The following is a 17,667-nucleotide window of genomic DNA, read 5'->3' as shown; positions in this document are numbered from 1 at the left end:
GCCACCCGGCACAAAAGTTAATGCGCCCCTTTCGCCTGGGTCACAATCTCTTCCAGGTTTTCAGGCATTGGCTCATACGGTGTCTCTTTCGCTGTTGGCTTGTCTTCTTTCAGCGCCGCCAGCGCGGTTTTGAGAGAATACAACGCCAGCACCACGACCACCACCATAAAGAAGATGGTCAGCCCGGCATCCAGACGGTTGTTAAACACCAGTTGCGACAGCTGTGATTCCGTATACTGCACCGGGATCTTACCGCTGTCGATCATTGCCTGGAACTTGTTAGCTATCGCCAGGAAGCCCACTTTGTTATCCGGGCTGAAGGCTTTCTGCCAGCCAGCGGTCAGCGTACAGATCAGCAGCCACGCGGTTGGCAGCAACGCGACCCAGGCGTAACGCTGGCGTTTCATCTTGAACAGCACCACCGCACAGAGCATCAGCGCCATTCCGGCGAGCATCTGGTTGGCAATACCGAACAGCGGCCACAGGGTGTTAATCCCGCCCAGAGGATCCACCACGCCCTGATGCAGGAAGTAACCCCACGCCAGGACACACAGCGCCGTTGCCAGCAGGTTGGCCGGTAACGAATCAGTCCGCTTCAGGTTCGGTGAGATAACGCCCAGCAGATCCTGCAACATAAAGCGCGCCGCACGTGTACCTGCGTCTACCGCCGTCAGGATAAACAGGGCTTCAAACAGAATGGCGAAGTGATACCAGAACGACACATCCATCAGCCCGCCAAGCGCACCGTGCAGAATATACGCCATCCCTACCGCCAGCGTAGGCGCACCACCCGCGCGTGAAATAATCGACTGCTCGCCCACCTCATTAGCAATACTGGTCAGGGTATCCGGCGTAATGGCAAAGCCCCAGCCGCTCACCACCTGCGCGGCAGATGCCACCACGTCTACGGTTCCGGCTGGTGCCAGTACCGCCATCGGGCTGTTCATCGCAAAGTACACACCGGGGTCGATAATACAGGCAGATACCAGCGCCATGATCGCCACGAAGGATTCCATCAGCATCCCGCCATAACCAATCAGGCAGGCCTGATTTTCATTGGCGAGCATTTTCGGTGTGGTACCAGAGGCAATCAGCGCATGGAAGCCAGACACCGCACCACAGGCAATGGTAATAAACAGGAACGGGAACAGGTTGCCGGTCCAGACCGGGCCAGTACCGTCAATAAATTTAGTCAACGCAGGCATGGTCAGCGTTGGGCGCATAATCAGAATGCCGATAGCCAGCCCAACAATGGTGCCGATTTTCAGGAAGGTGGAGAGATAATCACGCGGGGCCAGCAGCAGCCACACCGGCAGAACCGCCGCGACAAAGCCGTAGCCCACCAGCATCCAGGTCAGCTGCACACCGGTAAAGTCGAAGAACGGTGCCCAGGTCGGGCTTTCCGCTACCCAGCCGCCAGAGATAATGGCGAATACCAGGAACACCAGGCCAATCACCGAGACCTCGCCAATACGCCCCGGACGCAGATAGCGGATATAAATACCCATAAACAGCGCCAGCGGAATGGTAAAGGCGACGGTGTACGTCCCCCACGGGCTGTGGGTCAGCGCTTTCACCACGATCATTGCCAGCACCGCCAGAATGATCACCATAATCATAAAGGTCGCCACCAGCGCAATCACACCGGCGGTTGCGCCCATCTCCTCTTTCACCAGTTCACCCAACGAACGCCCGTCGCGGCGGGTAGAGACGAACAGCACCATAAAGTCCTGCACCGCCCCTGCTAGCACAACGCCTGCCAGGATCCAAATCATCCCCGGCAGATACCCCATCTGGGCGGCCAGCACCGGTCCCACCAGCGGCCCTGCCCCGGCAATAGCGGCAAAGTGGTGGCCGAACAACACTTTCTTATCGGTGGGAACATAGTCCAGCCCGTCGTTATGACGAACGGCAGGCGTCATGCGCGTGGCATCAACCGCCAGCACATTTTTAGCGATAAAGCGGCCATAAAAACGATACGCGATCAGATAAATGCAGACGGAGGCGACAACTATCCAGAGCGCATTGATCTGTTCCCCCCGGTTGAGGGCGATATAGCCCAGGGCAAATGCTCCCACAACGGAGAGCACTGCCCATGTAAGGTATTTCCCTGAGTTGTTCATAGTGGTTATCCGTTGTTGTGAAACAGTGAGATGTTACATTTTGTTTCTAGAACAACGCCCAAAATTTAACAACTTTGAAACGCAATAATGTGTGGTCAAACCAGACATTTACATCACATTGTTAAGCCGATCACGACCAGAGGCCGATGACCAAAAAAAATCCCCGCAGAGTGCGAGGATGTTTAGAAGAGAAAGCGTAACGGTTCGTTATTACACTTTTTTATATTCACGATGGGTGAGTATTTTATTTTCATCAAAGGTCAACACCAACGTGATCGTTTCATCATAATTCACTGGAACGAGCACGTAGAGTGCACGACCTTTCGTGTTGGAATGATAAAACCACATATTCTGGTGGTTGTAATCCGCAGGAATATCTGGACGACCCAGCAAAAGTAATACCTCTTTTTTCGTCGTCTTACCCGGAACCAGTTTTTTATCCAGTTCGCTTTCCTGTAATTTACTGACACTCCCCTCATGGGTGCGGTCGATATGGCCGATACACCCACTCAGCAAAGAGATTAAAAGCAGCCCCACCAACACACGACCCTTATTTACTGGTGTAGCCTTCATATTGCTCAACCTTTTCGTCCAGGTAGATCTGGTTTTCACTGTCATATTTTAGATGGGTTGCATACAGCACGCAGTAGCCGCTTTTATCCGATACAGAGAGGCGAAACTCGTAGGTTTCCCCTTTTTGCGGCACAAAGGTATAGCTCACAAAGCTACAGCCGTAGAGGAATCTGAAGCCTACGCGGGTTGGCGTTCCGGCATACACTTTTGCATCGTAATACGTTTCTTTATAGCGGTCAGGATCGTTGCTGGCTTTTGGGAAGCCAAGATCGTGAGTAGGACGAAGAATAACGACGCTTGTGAAATCAACAGCACCATCTTTATTACCGTTCTGACTAATGGTAAATCCTGGCGGATTGCCAATCATTCGTACATTAGCAATGTTTTTCTCTGATTCTGGCGGCGGCGTATAGGGTACTTTATCCCAGTAGGTTGCACACCCTGATAATAAAAACGTAGCGGCGAGCGCTAGCGAAATAAATCCCATTTTCTTCATTATTTTTTCCAGTCAATTAATCCCGCCTGGCATCATATCGGCAATGACTAAACGCTGCCATCATGCTGGTATTAAAAAAGGGGTTTTAAGGAAATAATATGGCTAATTTTAGTGAGGTCGCGCAATATGTTCAGGGCGAGGATCGCCTCGCCCTGTTCTTAACCCAGCACCATGGTACTCAACCGACAGGTACAGCAGCGCCGTCCCTGTTCGTCGAACACCACAATCTCCCAGCTCTGGCTGGAACGCCCCAGATGCAGCGGCTGACACACGCCGCGCACTTTGCCCTGAGACACCGCGCGATGATGCGTGGCATTCAGTTCTGTGCCTACCACGTTCTGTCCGTCGCGGGTCATCAGAAAACCGGCCATTGAGCCAAGCGTTTCGGCCAGTGCGGCAGACGCGCCGCCGTGCAGCAACCCGAACGGCTGATGCGTGCGCACATCCACCGGCATTTCGGCCTCCAGCGTGCCGTCACCGATTTTGGTATAGACAATACCCAGATGCGCCACCATGGTGTTCTGGCTGGTCGCGTTCAGCGCTTCGAGAGATAAATGACGTTTCCAGATCATTACGCCCCCAGCGTGGAGCCGCCGTCCACCACAATATCCTGCAAGGTGATATGGCTGGCGTAGTCGGATGCCAGGAACAGAATGGTGTTGGCAATCTCCTGCGGACGGGCGATTTTACCCAGCGGGATACCAAGCTTAAACTGCTCGCCAAAACCGCGAATACGCTGCTGTTCTGCATCGTCACTTTTCCACAGCGTGCGCTGCATATCGGTATCGGTTGAACCCGGCGACACCAGATTACAGCGCACGCCGCTCCCCGCCAGCTCCAGCCCGACGGTGAGTGCCAGGCTTCTCAGCGCTGCTTTGGACGCACCATACGCGCTCATGCCGATACGCGGTGTGTGCGCCGCGTCAGACGCGACGGTAACAATCACCCCGCCCTGCTGACGGCGGAACTGGCCCATTGTCTGCTGGAACAGGTTAAACGCCCCGCCAACGTTCACGGCGAAGGTCTGCTGCCAGTCCTCCTGCGAAAGCTGGTCCGTTGCGCCCATACGCAAGATCCCGGCGGCATTGACCAGCACATCGAGGCGATCAACAGAGGCGAACACTCGCCCACACACCTCACTCACCTGCGCAGAGTCCGTCACGTTCAGGGTTTCAGTGGCGAAGGGATAATCCCCCAGCGGAAACGCCACATCGAACCCGGTCACCTGCGCACCTGCGCCGGTAAATGCCAGGGCCGTTGCGTAACCAATGCCCTTACCTGCCCCCGTCACCCAGACGGTTTTGCCGGTAAAATCGAATCCTTCCATTACTTCACCTCGCGGGAGAGCAGCGCCCACCAGGCATCGAGGGTTGGATTTTTCGCCAGCATTACAAAGTCGATATCGCCATGCACTTTGCGCCAGCGTGCGGCCAGCGCCATCATGCGCACGGAATCCAGACCGTAGTCGATCAGGTTTTCGTCATCCATTGGCTCGTCGGACTCATCCAGCAGCGGCAGAATAATGGCGCGCAACGCCTCTTTTGAGACCGGAATGGATGGCAGCAGTTCCTCGGTCATCAGCACGCGGCCGGAACGCCCTGCCACGTAGTTCAGCGACATCAGGTGTTCTTCACGGGTGAAATCGGCCAGCGCATCGGCAATAAAGAACGGTTTGATATCACGCATAAATGCATCGGTGGCGGTGGTCATGCAGCCGATATGTGCGTAAACCCCGGTGATCAGCAGCTGATTACGGCCGGTTTCTTTCAGCATCAATTCCAGCGGCGAGCGGTGGAATGCGCTGTAACGCCATTTCACCAGCACGGTGTCGGCTTCATCTGGCGCCAGTTCAGCCACAATACGCTGCTGCTCCGGCGAACGGGTCAGACCCGGCCCCCACATGTCGTTCAGCAGGGCGCGATCTTCATCGCTCTGCTCTTTCGGCTGGGCGGTGTAGTAAACCGGAATGTTGTGTTCTTTGCTGTAAGCGCGAATTTTGGCGATGTTCGCCACAACTTGCACCATCATCGGGCTGTTTTCGCCCCAGAAGTTCAGGAAATACTCCTGCATGTCGTGGATTAACAGCGCAGCACGCTCTGGTTCGAACGCCCAGTTCACTTTGTTGTTCGGCAGGTCTGCGGCAGTGGGCAGTGCGTAAGCGGTTAATTTTGGAATGGCCATGTTCTTGTTCCTCAGCCCTGGGCGCGTTCAGCAAGCCACAGGCGCAACTGTTTCTTATCGACTTTGCCGACGGGCGTTAACGGAAGCGCATCAACGCTCTCCACGCGGTCCGGCAGTTTGAATTCGGCAACGCCCTGTTCGCGCAGAAAGCGACGCACTTCGACCGCGCGCAGCGGCTGTTTCACCACCAGATAAGCGCAGCTTTTCTCACCCAGCAGGCTGTCTTCCATGCTCACCAGTGCCGCGTGGATCACCGACGCGTGGCGCAGCAGCAGGTTTTCGATCTCTTCTGCGGCGATCTTCTCGCCACCACGGTTGATCTGATCTTTCTCGCGCCCCTGCACGGTGATGTAACCCTGTTCATCAATGGCGATCAGATCGCCGGAGCAGTAAAAACCGTTGGCATCAAAGGCGCTGGCGTTGTGCGCCGGGCTGTTGAAATAGCCACGGAAGGTATATGGCCCACGCGTCATCAGCCGCCCCACTTCACCGCGAGGCAGTGGGTTGCCGTGCTCATCGGCTACCCACACTTCGTCATCCGGGCACATCGGGCGGCCCTGAGTGTTCATGATCCGTTCCGGGGAATCGTCGAGTGCGGTGTAGTTCACCAGCCCTTCCGCCATACCAAATACCTGCTGGAGCTGGCAGCCAATCTCTGCCGGAATTCGCGCGGCAAGTGTTGCAGAGAGGCGTGCGCCCCCCACCTGTAACAGCTTCAGCGACCGCAACTGTGCGTTGCCCGCGCCTTCAACAATTGCCTGTAACCACAGGCTGACCGCAGGCGGCACCAGCGAGGTCACGTTAATCTGGTGTTTTTCAATCAACGGGAAACAGAGCGTGGCGCTTGGATCGTTCGCCAGCACCACGCAGCCGCCTGCCGTAAAGATGCCAAGCGATCCCGGCGAGCTCATGGCGTAGTTATGCGCCGCAGGCAGCGCGTTCAGATAACGGGTGTCTGCGGTAATGCCGCAAATCTCGTTACTGCGACGAATGCTGTAGTCGTAATCGTTGTGGGTACGCGGGATCAGTTTCGGCGTGCCGGTACTCCCCCCAGAAAGCTGGAAGAACGCTACTTCGTCGGCAGGGGTCGGGTTGGGGATAAAATTATCCGCCGGACGGGCAATCGCCGCCTCCAGCGCGTGCTCGCCGTTATCGCCACGCAGCAACACCACGCGTACCGAGCGATGTTCATTCACAAATGCCGTGAGGAATTCATCGCCGGCAAACAGCGCGTGGTCACGATCGGCAATCAGCAATGCCGGTTTGATCTGCATCGCGTAGGCATTTAGCTCGCTGCGCTGATGGCTAAATAGCGCGTTAACGGGCGCAACACCCGCCTGCAACAGCGCAAAGAAGGTGATGTAAAACTCAGCCACATTCCCCAGCTGCACCAGCGCGGTATCGCCGCGTTTCAGCCCCCGGGACTGTAACGCGCTGGCAAGGTTATCCACCGCCTCATTCAACTGGCGGTAGCTATAACGGCGCTCACCGTCGATGATGGCCACCGCGTCATTATTGGCGTGGCGTGTCAGAATGCGGGTCAGAGGCAGATCCTGCCAGTAGCCTTTTTCACGATAGCGGCGGGCGAACTCGTCCGGCCAACGGGTAAAGGGGACAGTCATAATTGTTCCTTAGTGCAAACCAAAAACGTTCAGCATGGTGGAGAGCTTCACTCCGGTTTCACGCCATTCGCCCACCGGTGATGAGGCAGGAACAATGCCCGCCCCGGCAAACAGACGAACGGTCTTGTCGTGAATGCGCGCGCAGCGGATGGTTACCACCCACTCACCGTTACCTTCGCTGTCACACCAGCCCACGATGCCGCCAAACAGTTCGCGGTCGAACGGCTCCAGCTCCGCGATCAGCTGTTTTGCCGCCTGATGCGGGAAACCACTTAATGCAGGCGTAGGGTGCAACAGACACGCCAGCGTCAGTGCGTTTTCGTTTTCACGCGCTTCCCCTTCAACCGGCGTGGCCAGGTGCCACAGCGTCGGGGTCGTGATGAGCTGCGGAGATGCCGGCATACTCAGATGGTGGCTGCGTGGGGTCAGAATAGTTTTCATCGCCTGGGTCACCAGGTCGTGCTCGTGGCGATCTTTTTCCGAGGCCAGCAGCTTGTTGCCCGCTTCTCTGTCCAGCACATCATCCGGTTGACGACGCGCCGAGCCTGCCAGCGGCAGCGAGCTAAAGTGCGCGCCTTCTTTACGCAGCAGCAGTTCAGGGCTTGCGCCCAGCAACACGCCGCCATCTTCCAGCGGGACGTGGAAGTTAAAGCTGGCAGGGTTCTGCGCGATCAGCCGTTCCAGCAACGCGCCGCTGTCAATTTTCTCTTCGGTTGAGATATCAATCAGTCGAGACAGCACCACTTTGTTCACCTGTGGCGTGGCGGTCAGCGCAGCCGCGCGCGCAACCATCTGTTCAAAGACCGGCTGCTGTGGAATGTCAGTGCGGGTGTTTACTGTCAGGGCCTGAGCGTCAGAGAAATAACGGGAAGACTGCTGACGCGCCGGGCGAGAGAAGGCCTGCCAGCTTTGCGGAATAAACAGGGACGACGGTTCGCGCGTATCAAACGGGATAGCCCCCACCATGATCGGGTGAGCAATTCCGCTGGTTTTCGCTTTCTGGAAAGCCTGGGCGACTTTTTGCTGGAAGGCACCTGCCGGATCATCACCGCCGACGGCGGATTCAGATATGCGGGTAAAACAGCCTGACGTGGTAAAACTGCGATAAGGCGACATAAAGAAAAAGCTGTCTGATTGCAGCGTGGTCGCGGTGTGCTGGATGTCCTCAGCCAATAACGTATCCATATCATCCTCCTTAAAATGATAAAAGCAGTAATAATGATTATCATTTATATTTCGATGGCTAACCTAATCGTACAACGCCCCGGTGTCAACCGCGGAGCAAACAACTTGTGCGACTATCGCTTGCATCCCTTCGCTGCAATCATGAAAATGAGAAGCATTAACCTCAATAAAAACAGGATGTGACGTTGTGAAACTCCCTGCCGTTTACCGTAATGCCCTTCTTTTAACAGGACTTTTTGTTTTAGGACTTACCTCAGCCACCGCCGCCGACTGGCCACGCCAGGTGACCGACAGCCACGGCATTCACACGCTTGAAAGCAAACCCACCCGCATTGTTTCAACCAGCGTGACCCTGACCGGCTCTCTGCTGGCGATTGATGCGCCGGTCATCGCCAGCGGTGCGACCACGCCAAATAATCGGGTGGCGGATGTCCAGGGTTTTTTGCGTCAGTGGGGGGATATCGCGAAACAGCGTAAGCTCACGCGTTTGTATATTGGCGAGCCAAGCGCCGAAGCCGTTGCCGCTCAGATGCCGGACCTGATCCTGATTAGCGCTACGGGCGGTGATTCTGCCCTCGCCCTCTATGAACAGCTTTCTGCCATCGCGCCAACGCTTGTCATCAACTACGACGACAAAAGCTGGCAGGAACTGCTGACACAACTCGGCACCATTACCGGGCAGGAAAAACAGGCTGCGGCCCGCATTGCGGAATTTGATAAACAGCTCGCCCTGGTGAAACAGCAGATGAAGCTGCCGCCGCAGCCGGTGAATGCCATTGTCTATACCGCCGCCGCGCACAGCGCAAACCTGTGGACGGCTGAATCGGCGCAGGGCAAGTTGCTGCATCAACTGGGCTTTGCCCTTGCACAATTGCCTGCCGGATTGCAGACCTCAAAAAGTCAGGGTAAGCGCCACGACATTATTCAGTTAGGCGGGGAAAATCTGGCGACCGGGCTGAACGGCGAAGGCCTGTTCCTGTTTGCCGGTGACCAGAAAGATGTGGACGCGATTTATGCCAATCCGCTTCTGGCACACCTGCCAGCGGTGCAGAATAAACGCGTCTGGGCATTAGGCACGGAGACGTTCCGTCTGGATTATTACAGCGCGATGTTAGTCTTGCAGCGTTTGAATTCAATTCTCAAATAAGAGGCACGTTCCCGTAGGCCCGGTAAGCGCAGCGCCACCGGGCGTTTTGTCGGGTGGCGGCTACGCCTTACCCGACCTACAGAATCCTTCCCCCTCCTGCCTGAACCGGCGCAATTCTGCTAATCCCATTAACAGGATCCCACCAACAACAGCCAACGCAAAACCGCTGCTGCTCGCCGATGCCATCGGGGTCATCATTGCACCAAGCCCGCCGAGGATCGCCGCGCCAATCGCATCACCCGTGACGTTCTGCGCCGTCCACAGGCCGTTAATCCGCCCCAGCATCCCTTCCGGGGTCTGCGTCTGGATAAGGGTGTACTGCAACAGTGAGCTGATGGCGCTCAACCAGCCAAAGATAACCAGACACATCACGCCCAGCGCCCACACCGGCATCAGGCTGAAGAAGCCAATTGCGATAAACGAAGCCAGTGTTGCCACCAGCATAATCAGCCCCGGGCGCGCGCTCTGCGCCAGGTTACCACTGGTCAGTGCGCCAAACGCCGCACCCAGCGGGATAGCCGCATACAGCACGCCAATCTCGGAGGCACTCATCTGCCACTCGCCTGCCAGCGCCGGGTAGAGCACGCGCACGGCACTCGCCATTGTCAGTAAACCGCCCAGCAGGGCGATGCCGCCAATCAGCGGATTGCTGAACAGAAAACGGATCGCGGCCATCAGCGATTTCAGCGGATGCTCACGCTGCTGTGGCGGAGGCGGCAGAACAGGTAAACGCAGCAGCGTTAAGGTGGTGATAAACGTCCCCGCCGCTGCCAGGCCGTAGTTCCAGGCCACGTTGCCCGTAGCCAGCAGCAGCCCCCCCACCATCGGCGAAATCACCGAGCCCAGACGCACGGTCAGCATGGTGATCGCCCCCGCCTGCATCAGGTTTTCACGCCCGACCAGCGCAGGCGTTGCCGCCAGCAGAGCCGTCACCCCGATGGAGGCAAAAAAGCCGTCCCACAGCCCCAGCGCGTAAATCGCAATCAGCGACGGCTCCGGCAGCATGGCATTCAGACACAACCCGATAAACCCCACTCCACAGGTACCGCGCGCCAGCAGGATCAGCTTTTTACGCTCGTAACGGTCTGCCAGCACTCCACCGACCATCAGGCCAATAAACATCGCCCCGCCGGTTAAGGTGACGGAAAGCCCCACCAGCCAGCTGGAGTGCGTCATCGCCTGGATTTGTACCGGCACGGCCACGCCGAGCAGGCCGAGGGATAAAATAGAGATAAAACGGGCGATAAAGACGGCGCGAAACGCCGGATGTGTTTTGAGCAGGCTGAGGTTGAGCAGCCAGGATTTTTGGGTCATTACAAGGCCTTGTCTGGTTTCTTTTATACCAATTCCATGGCGGCACATGCTAACATAGCCAAATAAGATAGATAACGATAATTACTATCATTATCAAATCATGGACGTTGCTATGTCGTTTTCCTCTTCCGCGGTGCGCGCCATTGCCGTGCCCGTTTTATTGCTGCTGTTGATCCTTGCGATTGCACTCAGTTTGCTGGTTGGCGCGAAATCGCTGCCGGCTTCCGTTATTGCCGATGCGCTCTCTGGCACCTGTCAGAGTGCCGACTGCACCATCGTGCTGGATGCTCGCCTGCCCCGAACTCTTGCCGGATTGCTGGCCGGTGGCGCGCTGGGTCTTGCCGGGGCACTGATGCAAACGCTCACCCGTAATCCACTGGCCGACCCGGGCATTCTGGGCGTTAACTCCGGCGCGAGTTTTGCCATCGTGCTTGGCGCAGCGCTGTTTGGTTTAACGTCGCCCTCTGAACAACTGGTGATGGCTTTTTGCGGCGCACTGGCGGCATCACTGGTGGTGGCGTTTACCGGCAGCCAGGGCGGAGGGCAGCTCAGCCCGGTACGGTTGACGCTGGCGGGCGTTGCCCTTGCGGCGGTGCTGGAAGGGTTAACCAGCGGCATCGCCCTGCTGAACCCGGACGTTTACGATCAGCTGCGTTTCTGGCAGGCCGGTTCGCTGGATATCCGCACGCTTGAGACCCTGAAGGCCGTCATCATCCCGGTGACGCTTGCTGCCGCCGTGGCGCTGTTGTTGAGCCGCTCGCTCAATAGCCTGAGTCTTGGCAGCGACACCGCCACCGCTCTCGGCAACCGGGTAGCACGCACGCAATTAATTGGACTTCTCGCGATCACCGTACTGTGCGGCAGCGCAACGGCAGTGGTTGGCCCGATTGCCTTTATCGGCCTGATGATGCCGCATATGGCACGCTGGCTGGTGGGCGCCGATCACCGCTGGTCGCTACCCGTCACGCTGCTTGCCACCCCTGCCCTGCTGTTATTTGCCGATGTTGTGGGTCGCCTTTTGGTTCCCGGCGAACTGCGCGTGTCGGTGGTGAGCGCGTTTATTGGTGCGCCAGTGCTGATTTTCCTGGTACGGCGTAAACGTGGAGGTGGCGCATGATGGCCCCGTCCCGTCGTTTACTCACCAGCGTGTTCCTGCTGACTCTCGCCAGCGTGTTGCTGGCGGTCTGGAGCCTGCGCAGCGGCGCGGTGACGCTCGATTTTGCCCAGGTCTTTAACGCCCTGACCGGCAGCGCACCGCGTAATATCACCATGGTCGTCACCGAATGGCGGCTGCCACGCGTCGCGATGGCCATTCTGGTGGGGGCGGCGCTGGGCGTCAGCGGGGCCATTTTCCAGTCACTGATGCGCAACCCGCTCGGCAGCCCGGACGTGATGGGCCTCAATACCGGTGCCTGGAGTGGCGTGCTGGTGGCGATGGTACTGTTTGGTCAGCACCTGACGGCCATTACCTTTACCGCGATGGCCGGGGGCATTTTGACGTCGCTGGTTATCTGGGCGCTGGCCTGGCGTAACGGCATCGACACCTTCCGTTTGATCATCATCGGTATTGGCGTGCGCGCCATGCTGATGGCCTTCAACACCTGGCTGTTATTGCAGGCGTCTCTGGAAACGGCGCTTTCCGCAGGGCTGTGGTATGCCGGCTCGCTGAACGGCCTGACATGGGCTAAAACCTGGCCTGCCGCACCGCTGATCCTGCTGATGTTTATCGGCGCGCTGCTACTGGTCCGCCGGATGCGTTTACTGGAGATGGGTGATGACAGCGCGTGCGCGCTGGGGGTCAGCGTCGAGCGTTCACGTCTGATACTGATGCTGGTGGCCGTGCTGCTGACCGCTGCCGCCACCGCCATCGCCGGGCCAATTTCATTTATTGCGCTGGTTGCGCCACATATTGCCCGGCGTCTTTCCGGCACCGCACGCTGGGGGTTAACCCAGGCCGCGCTGTGCGGTTCGCTGCTGTTGCTGGCCGCCGACCTGTGCGCTCAGCAGCTGTTTATGCCTTATCAACTTCCGGTGGGCGTGGTGACTGTCAGCCTGGGCGGTATTTACCTCATCATCTTGTTAGTTCAGGAGTCACGCAAGAAATGACAGAGACAGCAACCCGCTTGCGCGGCGACAACTTAACCCTCGGCTACGGTAAAAAAATCATTGCTAAGGATTTGACCGTGGCGATCCCGGACGGCCATTTTACGGCGATTATCGGGCCGAACGGCTGCGGTAAATCGACCCTGCTGCGAACGCTGAGCCGCCTGATGACGCCGGTTCACGGCAGCGTGTACCTTGATGGCGAGCAGATCCAGCGCTTTGCCAGTAAAGAGGTGGCCAGGCGCATCGGGCTGCTGGCGCAAAATGCCACCACGCCGGGGGATATCACGGTGCAGGAGCTGGTGGCGCGCGGGCGTTATCCCCATCAGCCGCTGTTCACCCGCTGGCGTAAAGAGGATGACGACGCGGTGAATCGCGCAATGCAGGCGACGGGCATTACTGAACTCGCTCAGCAAAGTGTGGATACCCTTTCCGGCGGGCAGCGCCAGCGCGCGTGGATAGCCATGGTGCTGGCTCAGGAAACGTCGATTATGCTGCTGGACGAGCCCACGACCTGGCTTGATATCAGCCACCAGATTGATCTGCTGGAATTGTTAAGCGAACTGAACCGCACGCAGGGTTATACCCTGGCGGCGGTGCTGCATGATTTAAATCAGGCCTGCCGTTACGCCACGCACCTGATTGCACTGCGGGATGGCCAGATTGTGGCGCAGGGCGCGCCGAAAGAGATTGTGACGCCGGAGCTTATCGAGCGGATCTACGGAATGCGCTGCATGATTATTGCAGATCCTGTGGCGGCTACGCCGCTGGTGGTGCCGTTGGGACGGCGGTAAACGCCGGGTGGCGGCTTCGCCTTACCCGGCCTACATTGTGCTCCCAACGGGCATTCGCACTATCCCAGTATATCCTTCAATACCGGCCCAATCTTCTCAAACGCCTGCGGTGAAATGATATCCACGTGGGCGCAATCCTGGCTGTAAACCTCAAGTTCCCCCACCCACGGCGCCCATGCCTGACGCGGGTCCTGGGTTCGCGTGCGCTCGGCGACAAACAGCGTCGCTTTGCCGTCAAAGCGCGAACTGTGTGCCGTGGTCAGCAACCGCACTGCATCAGCGTAGTTGCCTTCAATAGCGGTAAACAGTTCGCTGGAACCCTGCCCCTGCTGCGCCGCGATAAACGCCTGACGCTCGCGCTCAATTTCCGCCAGCACTGCCGGGTCAAGACCGTTGGCCTCTTTCTCCGCCCAGTTTTGCGTTTCCGGCGGCCAGGTATCCAGCAGGCCGAGGAATGCGACCGTTTCACCCTGCTCACGCAGACGCGCGGCAACCCCCTGCGCCAGCGTGCCGCCCAGCGAATAGCCCAGCAAATAGTACGGCCCGTGCGGCTGCTGCGCGCGCAGTGTCGCCAGATGATGCCCGATTACGCCATCCAGATCGGCGCACTGCTGCATCGGCCCGTCCGGACGCGGGGACTGAATGCCTGTTATCGACCAGCGCGGGCTGAGGTAGCGCGCCAGCACGCTAAACTGCCAGGCAAAACCGGATGCCGGATGGAAACAGAACAGCGTCGGGCCGTGGCTTTCACGCAGCGGCAACAGGGTTTCATACCCCAGACGCTGTGCCTGTTCATCGCTCATCTGCGACTCAAGCAAACCGCTAAGCTTGCTGACCGTCGAGGCCACCATAATCTGCCCCGGCGTCACCTTGCGCCCGAACGCGCGGCTAAGCTGTGCCGCCAGGCGCATCGCCAGCAGCGAATGCCCGCCAAGCGCAAAGAAGTCGGCTTCAGTATCATTCACCTCGCAGCCCAGCAAGGTGGAAAACGCCTGCGCCACGGCCACTTCGGTTTTGCTTTCCGGCGTACGGCCAGAGGTTTTGCTGGTCAGCTCCGGTAGCGGCAGTGCCTTGCGGTCAAGCTTACCGTTGGCCGAGAGCGGCAGGGAACTGATTTGCAACAACACCACCGGCACCATATGCGGCGGCAACTGTGCTTTCAGCGCGACCAGAAGCGCCTCCCTGTCGAGCGGTAAACCGGATTCCGAAACGATGTACCCCACCAGCTGACGGGCATCGCCGCCGGTTGCCGCCGCCTGGTTGAACACACAGGCGTGCGCCACGGCCTGCGCCACGTCCGGCAGCGAGAGCATCGCCCGGTCGATTTCACCCAACTCGATACGCTGACCACGAATTTTCAGCTGATCGTCGCTGCGGCCTAAATATTCCACCGCGCCGTTATCCAGCCAGCGGGCAACGTCCCCGGTGCGATACATACGCTCGCCCGGCGCAAACGGGTCGGCAATAAAGCGGCTCGCCGTCAGATCCGGGCGCCCCAGATAGCCCTGCGCCAGCTGAATCCCGGTAAGATACAGATCGCCCGCCACGCCAAACGGCACCGGGCGCATCATCGCATCCAGAATGCGCAGCCCCGTATTCCACACCGGGAAACCAATCGGCACGCTGTTGCCGTCAACCGCCGCCAGTTCAGGACCAAACGCCGGATACCAGCTCACGTCCACAGCCGCTTCCGTTGGGCCATACAGGTTATGCAGCGGTGCGCCGGTAAGCTGTTCCCACTCGCGGCACAGTTCGGCTGGCAGCGCTTCCCCGCTACAGAACACCTGTTTCAGCGTTTTGCAGCAGTCGGCATTTTCCGGCGTCAGCGAGGCCACAAATGCCGCCAGCATCGACGGCACAAAGTGAGTCGTGGTGACGCCGTAATGGGCGAAGAAACTCTGCATAGCCTGCGGATCGCGATGCGCCTCTGGCTCGGCCATCACCAGCTTCGCGCCAGCGATAAACGGCCACCAGAATTCCCACACCGACACGTCAAAGCTACACGGCGTTTTTTGTGCCACCACATCACGCGCGTCCAGCGGATAGTGATCCTGCATCCACATCAGGCGGTTGACGATGGCGGTATGCCCGACCATCACCCCTTTCGGGCGGCCCGTGGAGCCGGAGGTAAAGATGATATACGCCGTCTGCTCCGGCTTCGCCAGGTTGAGCGGTTCGTGGCCCGCAGCAGGCAATAGTGTGTTGTAACTAAATGACGTTATCGGCAGATCGCTAAAGCGCGGAAGCTGTTCGTCGGTGGTGATAAGCAGAGACGGCTTCGCGTCTTCCAGCATCATCCGCAGGCGGTCGTCCGGGTAGCCGGTGTCCAGCGGCAGCCAGGCGGCCCCCGCTTCCACAATGCCGTGCAGCGCCAGAGTCAGGAACACCGAGCGCGGCAAGGCCACTGCCACACTGTCGCCCGGCTTCACGCCATGTTCACGCAGCAGGGTTGCCAGCGCCACCACCTGCTCGCGCATCTGGCGGTAGTTCAGCTCGATATGCGCATCCGCCAGCGCGGGCGCGTCCGGCGTTTTGCTCGCCTGTTCCGCCACCAGTTGGGCAAGCGTGGCAGAGGGTAACGCCAGCCCGGTGTCATTGATGCGCGCGAGCTGCTGATATTCTGCTTCAGAGACGGTTTCTACTTCACCACAGCGCAGGTCCGGGTTGGCGGCAAACTGCGTCAGCATCGCGTTCAGGCGCGCCACGTGGCGTGTGAGCGTTGCCTCGTCGTAGCGCTGTTTATTGGCAAGGATCTCAATGCTCAGCCCACCCTGTTCATCCGGGAATAGCGCCAGCTCCAGATCGTTCACCGGCCCCGTTGCCAGCGTGTGGGTCGTGGCCTCCACGCCGTCGATGTCCAGCTGGTAGTCAAACACTTTGACGTTAAGCACCGGGCCAAACAGGGCGTCATCCCCTGCCGCACGCCCGCTGTCGCGAACAATCTGTTCGGCGTCATAACGCTGATGGCGGCGCATCTTTTTCAGCTGATTTGCAAGACGCAGTGCCAGCTCCGGCAGGCTCTCCTGCGGGGCGATATTGACCGCCATCGGCAAGACGTTAAGTACCGGGCCAGTTGCGGTGAGCGCCGCCGAACCCATGCGGCGCATAAAGATAAACCCGGCGGCGTAGTCCAGCCGCCCGGTCAAGCGCCCAAGCCACAGCGCCACCAGCGCGAGCGCCAGATCGGTACGCTGCACCTGCCCTGCTGCCTGTGCCAGCTGGCTAAAGGCGCGGCTATCGGCAACCACTTTTAACCGCAGAATGTCGGTAGTGGCTGCACGCCCCGGCAACGGCGCGGAAGAAAGCGACACCGGAGAAGGGAGCTGCTTACGCTGCTCTGCCCAGAATGCGCCATCGCGCTGATACGCCTCGCTGTCGCGATAGCGCTGGTACTCATCCACCACCTCAGCAAACGGTGTAAAGGGTGATACTGGCGGGGTTTCGCCCTTTCTCAATGACGTATAAATGGCAGCGATCTGGCGGGTAATGGCCGGGAAACTGAAGCCATCCACCACTAAGTGATGATAACGCTGATACCAGTACCAGTGACGTTCACCGACCTGAATCAGCTGATGAAACGCCAGCGGATGACCGCTGTCCACGCGCAGGTTCTGGTTAAGATCGGCCTCCATCAGCGCCACGGCTGCGGCGTGAGAACCGGCCTTTACGATCGACGGCTCAGGCAGCGACATGGCATCGTCTACCCACTGCCACACCTCGCCATTATCTTCTGTAAAGCGCGTGCGTAATGTGTCGGCCTGCATCATGCCTGCGACTATCGCTTTTGCCAGCAATGGCGCATCAACATCGCCTTTCAGCTCGGTGTAATGCGCCACACTCCAGGCGTTCGGCAACGTGGAAAGTTGCTCTGCCATCCAGATCCCCGGCTGCGCGGCGACGAGGGGAAGATGCTTGCTCATGCGCGTTCTCCCGCAAAATGGGAAGGTGTAAGCGTATGCCAGTGTTCTGCCAGCCACTGCTGGCACGCTTCCTGGGATTGCGGTTCGCACACCACACGCCAGCCAGCAGGCAATGCGCACTGTTGCGGCCACAGGCTGAATTCCACCTGGTCGTTACACAAAATGGCGAACTGTCCCTGCGGATTATCGAAAGGATTACTGAATTCCAT

15 protein-coding genes are annotated in these 17,667 nt (G+C 58.4%); 4 read left to right on the top strand and 11 right to left on the bottom strand.

Annotation, left to right across the window (positions count from 1 at the left end; translation table 11 throughout):
* Positions 1 to 17: 17 nt before the first annotated feature.
* The 8 genes from cstA to entC all read right to left on the bottom strand — a co-directional run bounded on the left by cstA (position 18) and on the right by entC (position 8,180).
* Positions 18 to 2,123: a pyruvate/proton symporter CstA gene (gene cstA, locus ACT9TW_RS11095; RefSeq protein ID WP_446492391.1), complete on the bottom strand. Its 2,106-nt coding sequence runs from the start codon at positions 2,121 to 2,123 to the stop codon at positions 18 to 20.
* A 210-nt stretch (positions 2,124 to 2,333) separates the two neighbouring features.
* A complete protein-coding gene (bamE, locus tag ACT9TW_RS11090; protein WP_446492390.1) occupies positions 2,334 to 2,696 on the bottom strand; it encodes an outer membrane protein assembly factor BamE domain-containing protein in 363 nt (120 codons plus the stop codon).
* Entirely contained in the window at positions 2,674 to 3,192 is a 519-nt protein-coding gene (locus ACT9TW_RS11085; protein ID WP_446492389.1) for an LptM family lipoprotein, read from the bottom strand. Before ACT9TW_RS11085 ends, bamE begins: the two co-directional genes overlap by 23 nt.
* 158 nt (positions 3,193 to 3,350) lie before the next feature.
* On the bottom strand, positions 3,351 to 3,764 hold the full coding sequence (entH, locus tag ACT9TW_RS11080) for a proofreading thioesterase EntH (RefSeq protein WP_446492388.1): 414 nt from the start codon (positions 3,762 to 3,764) through the stop codon (positions 3,351 to 3,353).
* Entirely contained in the window at positions 3,764 to 4,519 is a 756-nt protein-coding gene (gene entA, locus ACT9TW_RS11075; RefSeq protein ID WP_446492387.1) for a 2,3-dihydro-2,3-dihydroxybenzoate dehydrogenase EntA, read from the bottom strand. Before entA ends, entH begins: the two co-directional genes overlap by 1 nt.
* Positions 4,519 to 5,373: an isochorismatase family protein gene (locus tag ACT9TW_RS11070; RefSeq protein WP_446492386.1), complete on the bottom strand. Its 855-nt coding sequence runs from the start codon at positions 5,371 to 5,373 to the stop codon at positions 4,519 to 4,521. Before ACT9TW_RS11070 ends, entA begins: the two co-directional genes overlap by 1 nt.
* Before the next feature lie 11 nt (positions 5,374 to 5,384).
* Positions 5,385 to 6,995 carry a (2,3-dihydroxybenzoyl)adenylate synthase EntE gene (gene entE / locus ACT9TW_RS11065; protein ID WP_446492385.1) on the bottom strand — a complete coding sequence of 537 codons (1,611 nt, stop codon included), beginning with the start codon at positions 6,993 to 6,995 and terminating at the stop codon, positions 5,385 to 5,387.
* Positions 6,996 to 7,004: 9 nt separating this feature from the next.
* Positions 7,005 to 8,180 carry an isochorismate synthase EntC gene (gene entC, locus ACT9TW_RS11060; protein WP_446492384.1) on the bottom strand — a complete coding sequence of 392 codons (1,176 nt, stop codon included), beginning with the start codon at positions 8,178 to 8,180 and terminating at the stop codon, positions 7,005 to 7,007.
* Between the two features lie 187 nt (positions 8,181 to 8,367).
* Here entC and fepB point away from each other — a divergent pair, with 187 nt between their 5' ends.
* Entirely contained in the window at positions 8,368 to 9,327 is a 960-nt protein-coding gene (gene fepB / locus ACT9TW_RS11055) for a Fe2+-enterobactin ABC transporter substrate-binding protein (protein WP_446492383.1), read from the top strand.
* Positions 9,328 to 9,387: 60 nt separating this feature from the next.
* On the opposite strand, the gene entS is transcribed toward fepB, so the two are convergent.
* Positions 9,388 to 10,641: an enterobactin transporter EntS gene (entS, locus tag ACT9TW_RS11050; protein WP_446492382.1), complete on the bottom strand. Its 1,254-nt coding sequence runs from the start codon at positions 10,639 to 10,641 to the stop codon at positions 9,388 to 9,390.
* Positions 10,642 to 10,753: 112 nt separating this feature from the next.
* Between entS and fepD the strand changes: the two genes are divergently transcribed.
* Genes fepD through fepC form a run of 3 tightly spaced genes read left to right on the top strand, consistent with a single transcriptional unit; the run spans position 10,754 to position 13,538 of the window.
* Positions 10,754 to 11,758 carry a Fe(3+)-siderophore ABC transporter permease gene (gene fepD / locus ACT9TW_RS11045; RefSeq protein ID WP_446492381.1) on the top strand — a complete coding sequence of 335 codons (1,005 nt, stop codon included), beginning with the start codon at positions 10,754 to 10,756 and terminating at the stop codon, positions 11,756 to 11,758.
* On the top strand, positions 11,758 to 12,747 hold the full coding sequence (gene fepG / locus ACT9TW_RS11040; RefSeq protein ID WP_446492704.1) for an iron-enterobactin ABC transporter permease: 990 nt from the start codon (positions 11,758 to 11,760) through the stop codon (positions 12,745 to 12,747). The genes fepD and fepG overlap by 1 nt, the downstream gene beginning before the upstream one ends.
* On the top strand, positions 12,744 to 13,538 hold the full coding sequence (gene fepC, locus ACT9TW_RS11035; protein ID WP_446492380.1) for an iron-enterobactin ABC transporter ATP-binding protein: 795 nt from the start codon (positions 12,744 to 12,746) through the stop codon (positions 13,536 to 13,538). Before fepG ends, fepC begins: the two co-directional genes overlap by 4 nt.
* 59 nt (positions 13,539 to 13,597) lie before the next feature.
* Here the strand turns inward: fepC and entF are convergent, their stop codons facing one another.
* A complete protein-coding gene (gene entF / locus ACT9TW_RS11030) occupies positions 13,598 to 17,458 on the bottom strand; it encodes an enterobactin non-ribosomal peptide synthetase EntF (protein ID WP_446492379.1) in 3,861 nt (1,286 codons plus the stop codon).
* Positions 17,455 to 17,667 (bottom strand): MbtH family protein, encoded by a 213-nt coding sequence (locus tag ACT9TW_RS11025; protein WP_446492378.1) that lies wholly within the window; start codon positions 17,665 to 17,667, stop codon positions 17,455 to 17,457. The genes entF and ACT9TW_RS11025 overlap by 4 nt, the downstream gene beginning before the upstream one ends.

The sequence above is a fragment of the Enterobacter sp. C4G1 genome (assembly GCF_052886895.1).
This window is presented reverse-complemented; position numbering and strand designations above follow the sequence as displayed.

Excerpts from the sequence above, each read along its gene's own strand:
- bamE (WP_446492390.1), bottom strand. The coding sequence starts at position 2,696 with ATGAAGGCTACACCAGTAAATAAGGGTCGTGTGTTGGTGGGGCTGCTT.
- entS (WP_446492382.1), bottom strand. The coding sequence starts at position 10,641 with ATGACCCAAAAATCCTGGCTGCTCAACCTCAGCCTGCTCAAAACACAT.
- entA (WP_446492387.1), bottom strand. The coding sequence starts at position 4,519 with ATGGAAGGATTCGATTTTACCGGCAAAACCGTCTGGGTGACGGGGGCA.
- fepG (WP_446492704.1), top strand. The coding sequence starts at position 11,758 with ATGGCCCCGTCCCGTCGTTTACTCACCAGCGTGTTCCTGCTGACTCTC.
- ACT9TW_RS11085 (WP_446492389.1), bottom strand. The coding sequence starts at position 3,192 with ATGAAGAAAATGGGATTTATTTCGCTAGCGCTCGCCGCTACGTTTTTA.
- cstA (WP_446492391.1), bottom strand. The coding sequence starts at position 2,123 with ATGAACAACTCAGGGAAATACCTTACATGGGCAGTGCTCTCCGTTGTG.
- entC (WP_446492384.1), bottom strand. The coding sequence starts at position 8,180 with ATGGATACGTTATTGGCTGAGGACATCCAGCACACCGCGACCACGCTG.
- fepD (WP_446492381.1), top strand. The coding sequence starts at position 10,754 with ATGTCGTTTTCCTCTTCCGCGGTGCGCGCCATTGCCGTGCCCGTTTTA.
- ACT9TW_RS11025 (WP_446492378.1), bottom strand. The coding sequence starts at position 17,667 with ATGGAATTCAGTAATCCTTTCGATAATCCGCAGGGACAGTTCGCCATT.
- ACT9TW_RS11070 (WP_446492386.1), bottom strand. The coding sequence starts at position 5,373 with ATGGCCATTCCAAAATTAACCGCTTACGCACTGCCCACTGCCGCAGAC.
- entH (WP_446492388.1), bottom strand. The coding sequence starts at position 3,764 with ATGATCTGGAAACGTCATTTATCTCTCGAAGCGCTGAACGCGACCAGC.
- entE (WP_446492385.1), bottom strand. The coding sequence starts at position 6,995 with ATGACTGTCCCCTTTACCCGTTGGCCGGACGAGTTCGCCCGCCGCTAT.
- entF (WP_446492379.1), bottom strand. The coding sequence starts at position 17,458 with ATGAGCAAGCATCTTCCCCTCGTCGCCGCGCAGCCGGGGATCTGGATG.
- fepC (WP_446492380.1), top strand. The coding sequence starts at position 12,744 with ATGACAGAGACAGCAACCCGCTTGCGCGGCGACAACTTAACCCTCGGC.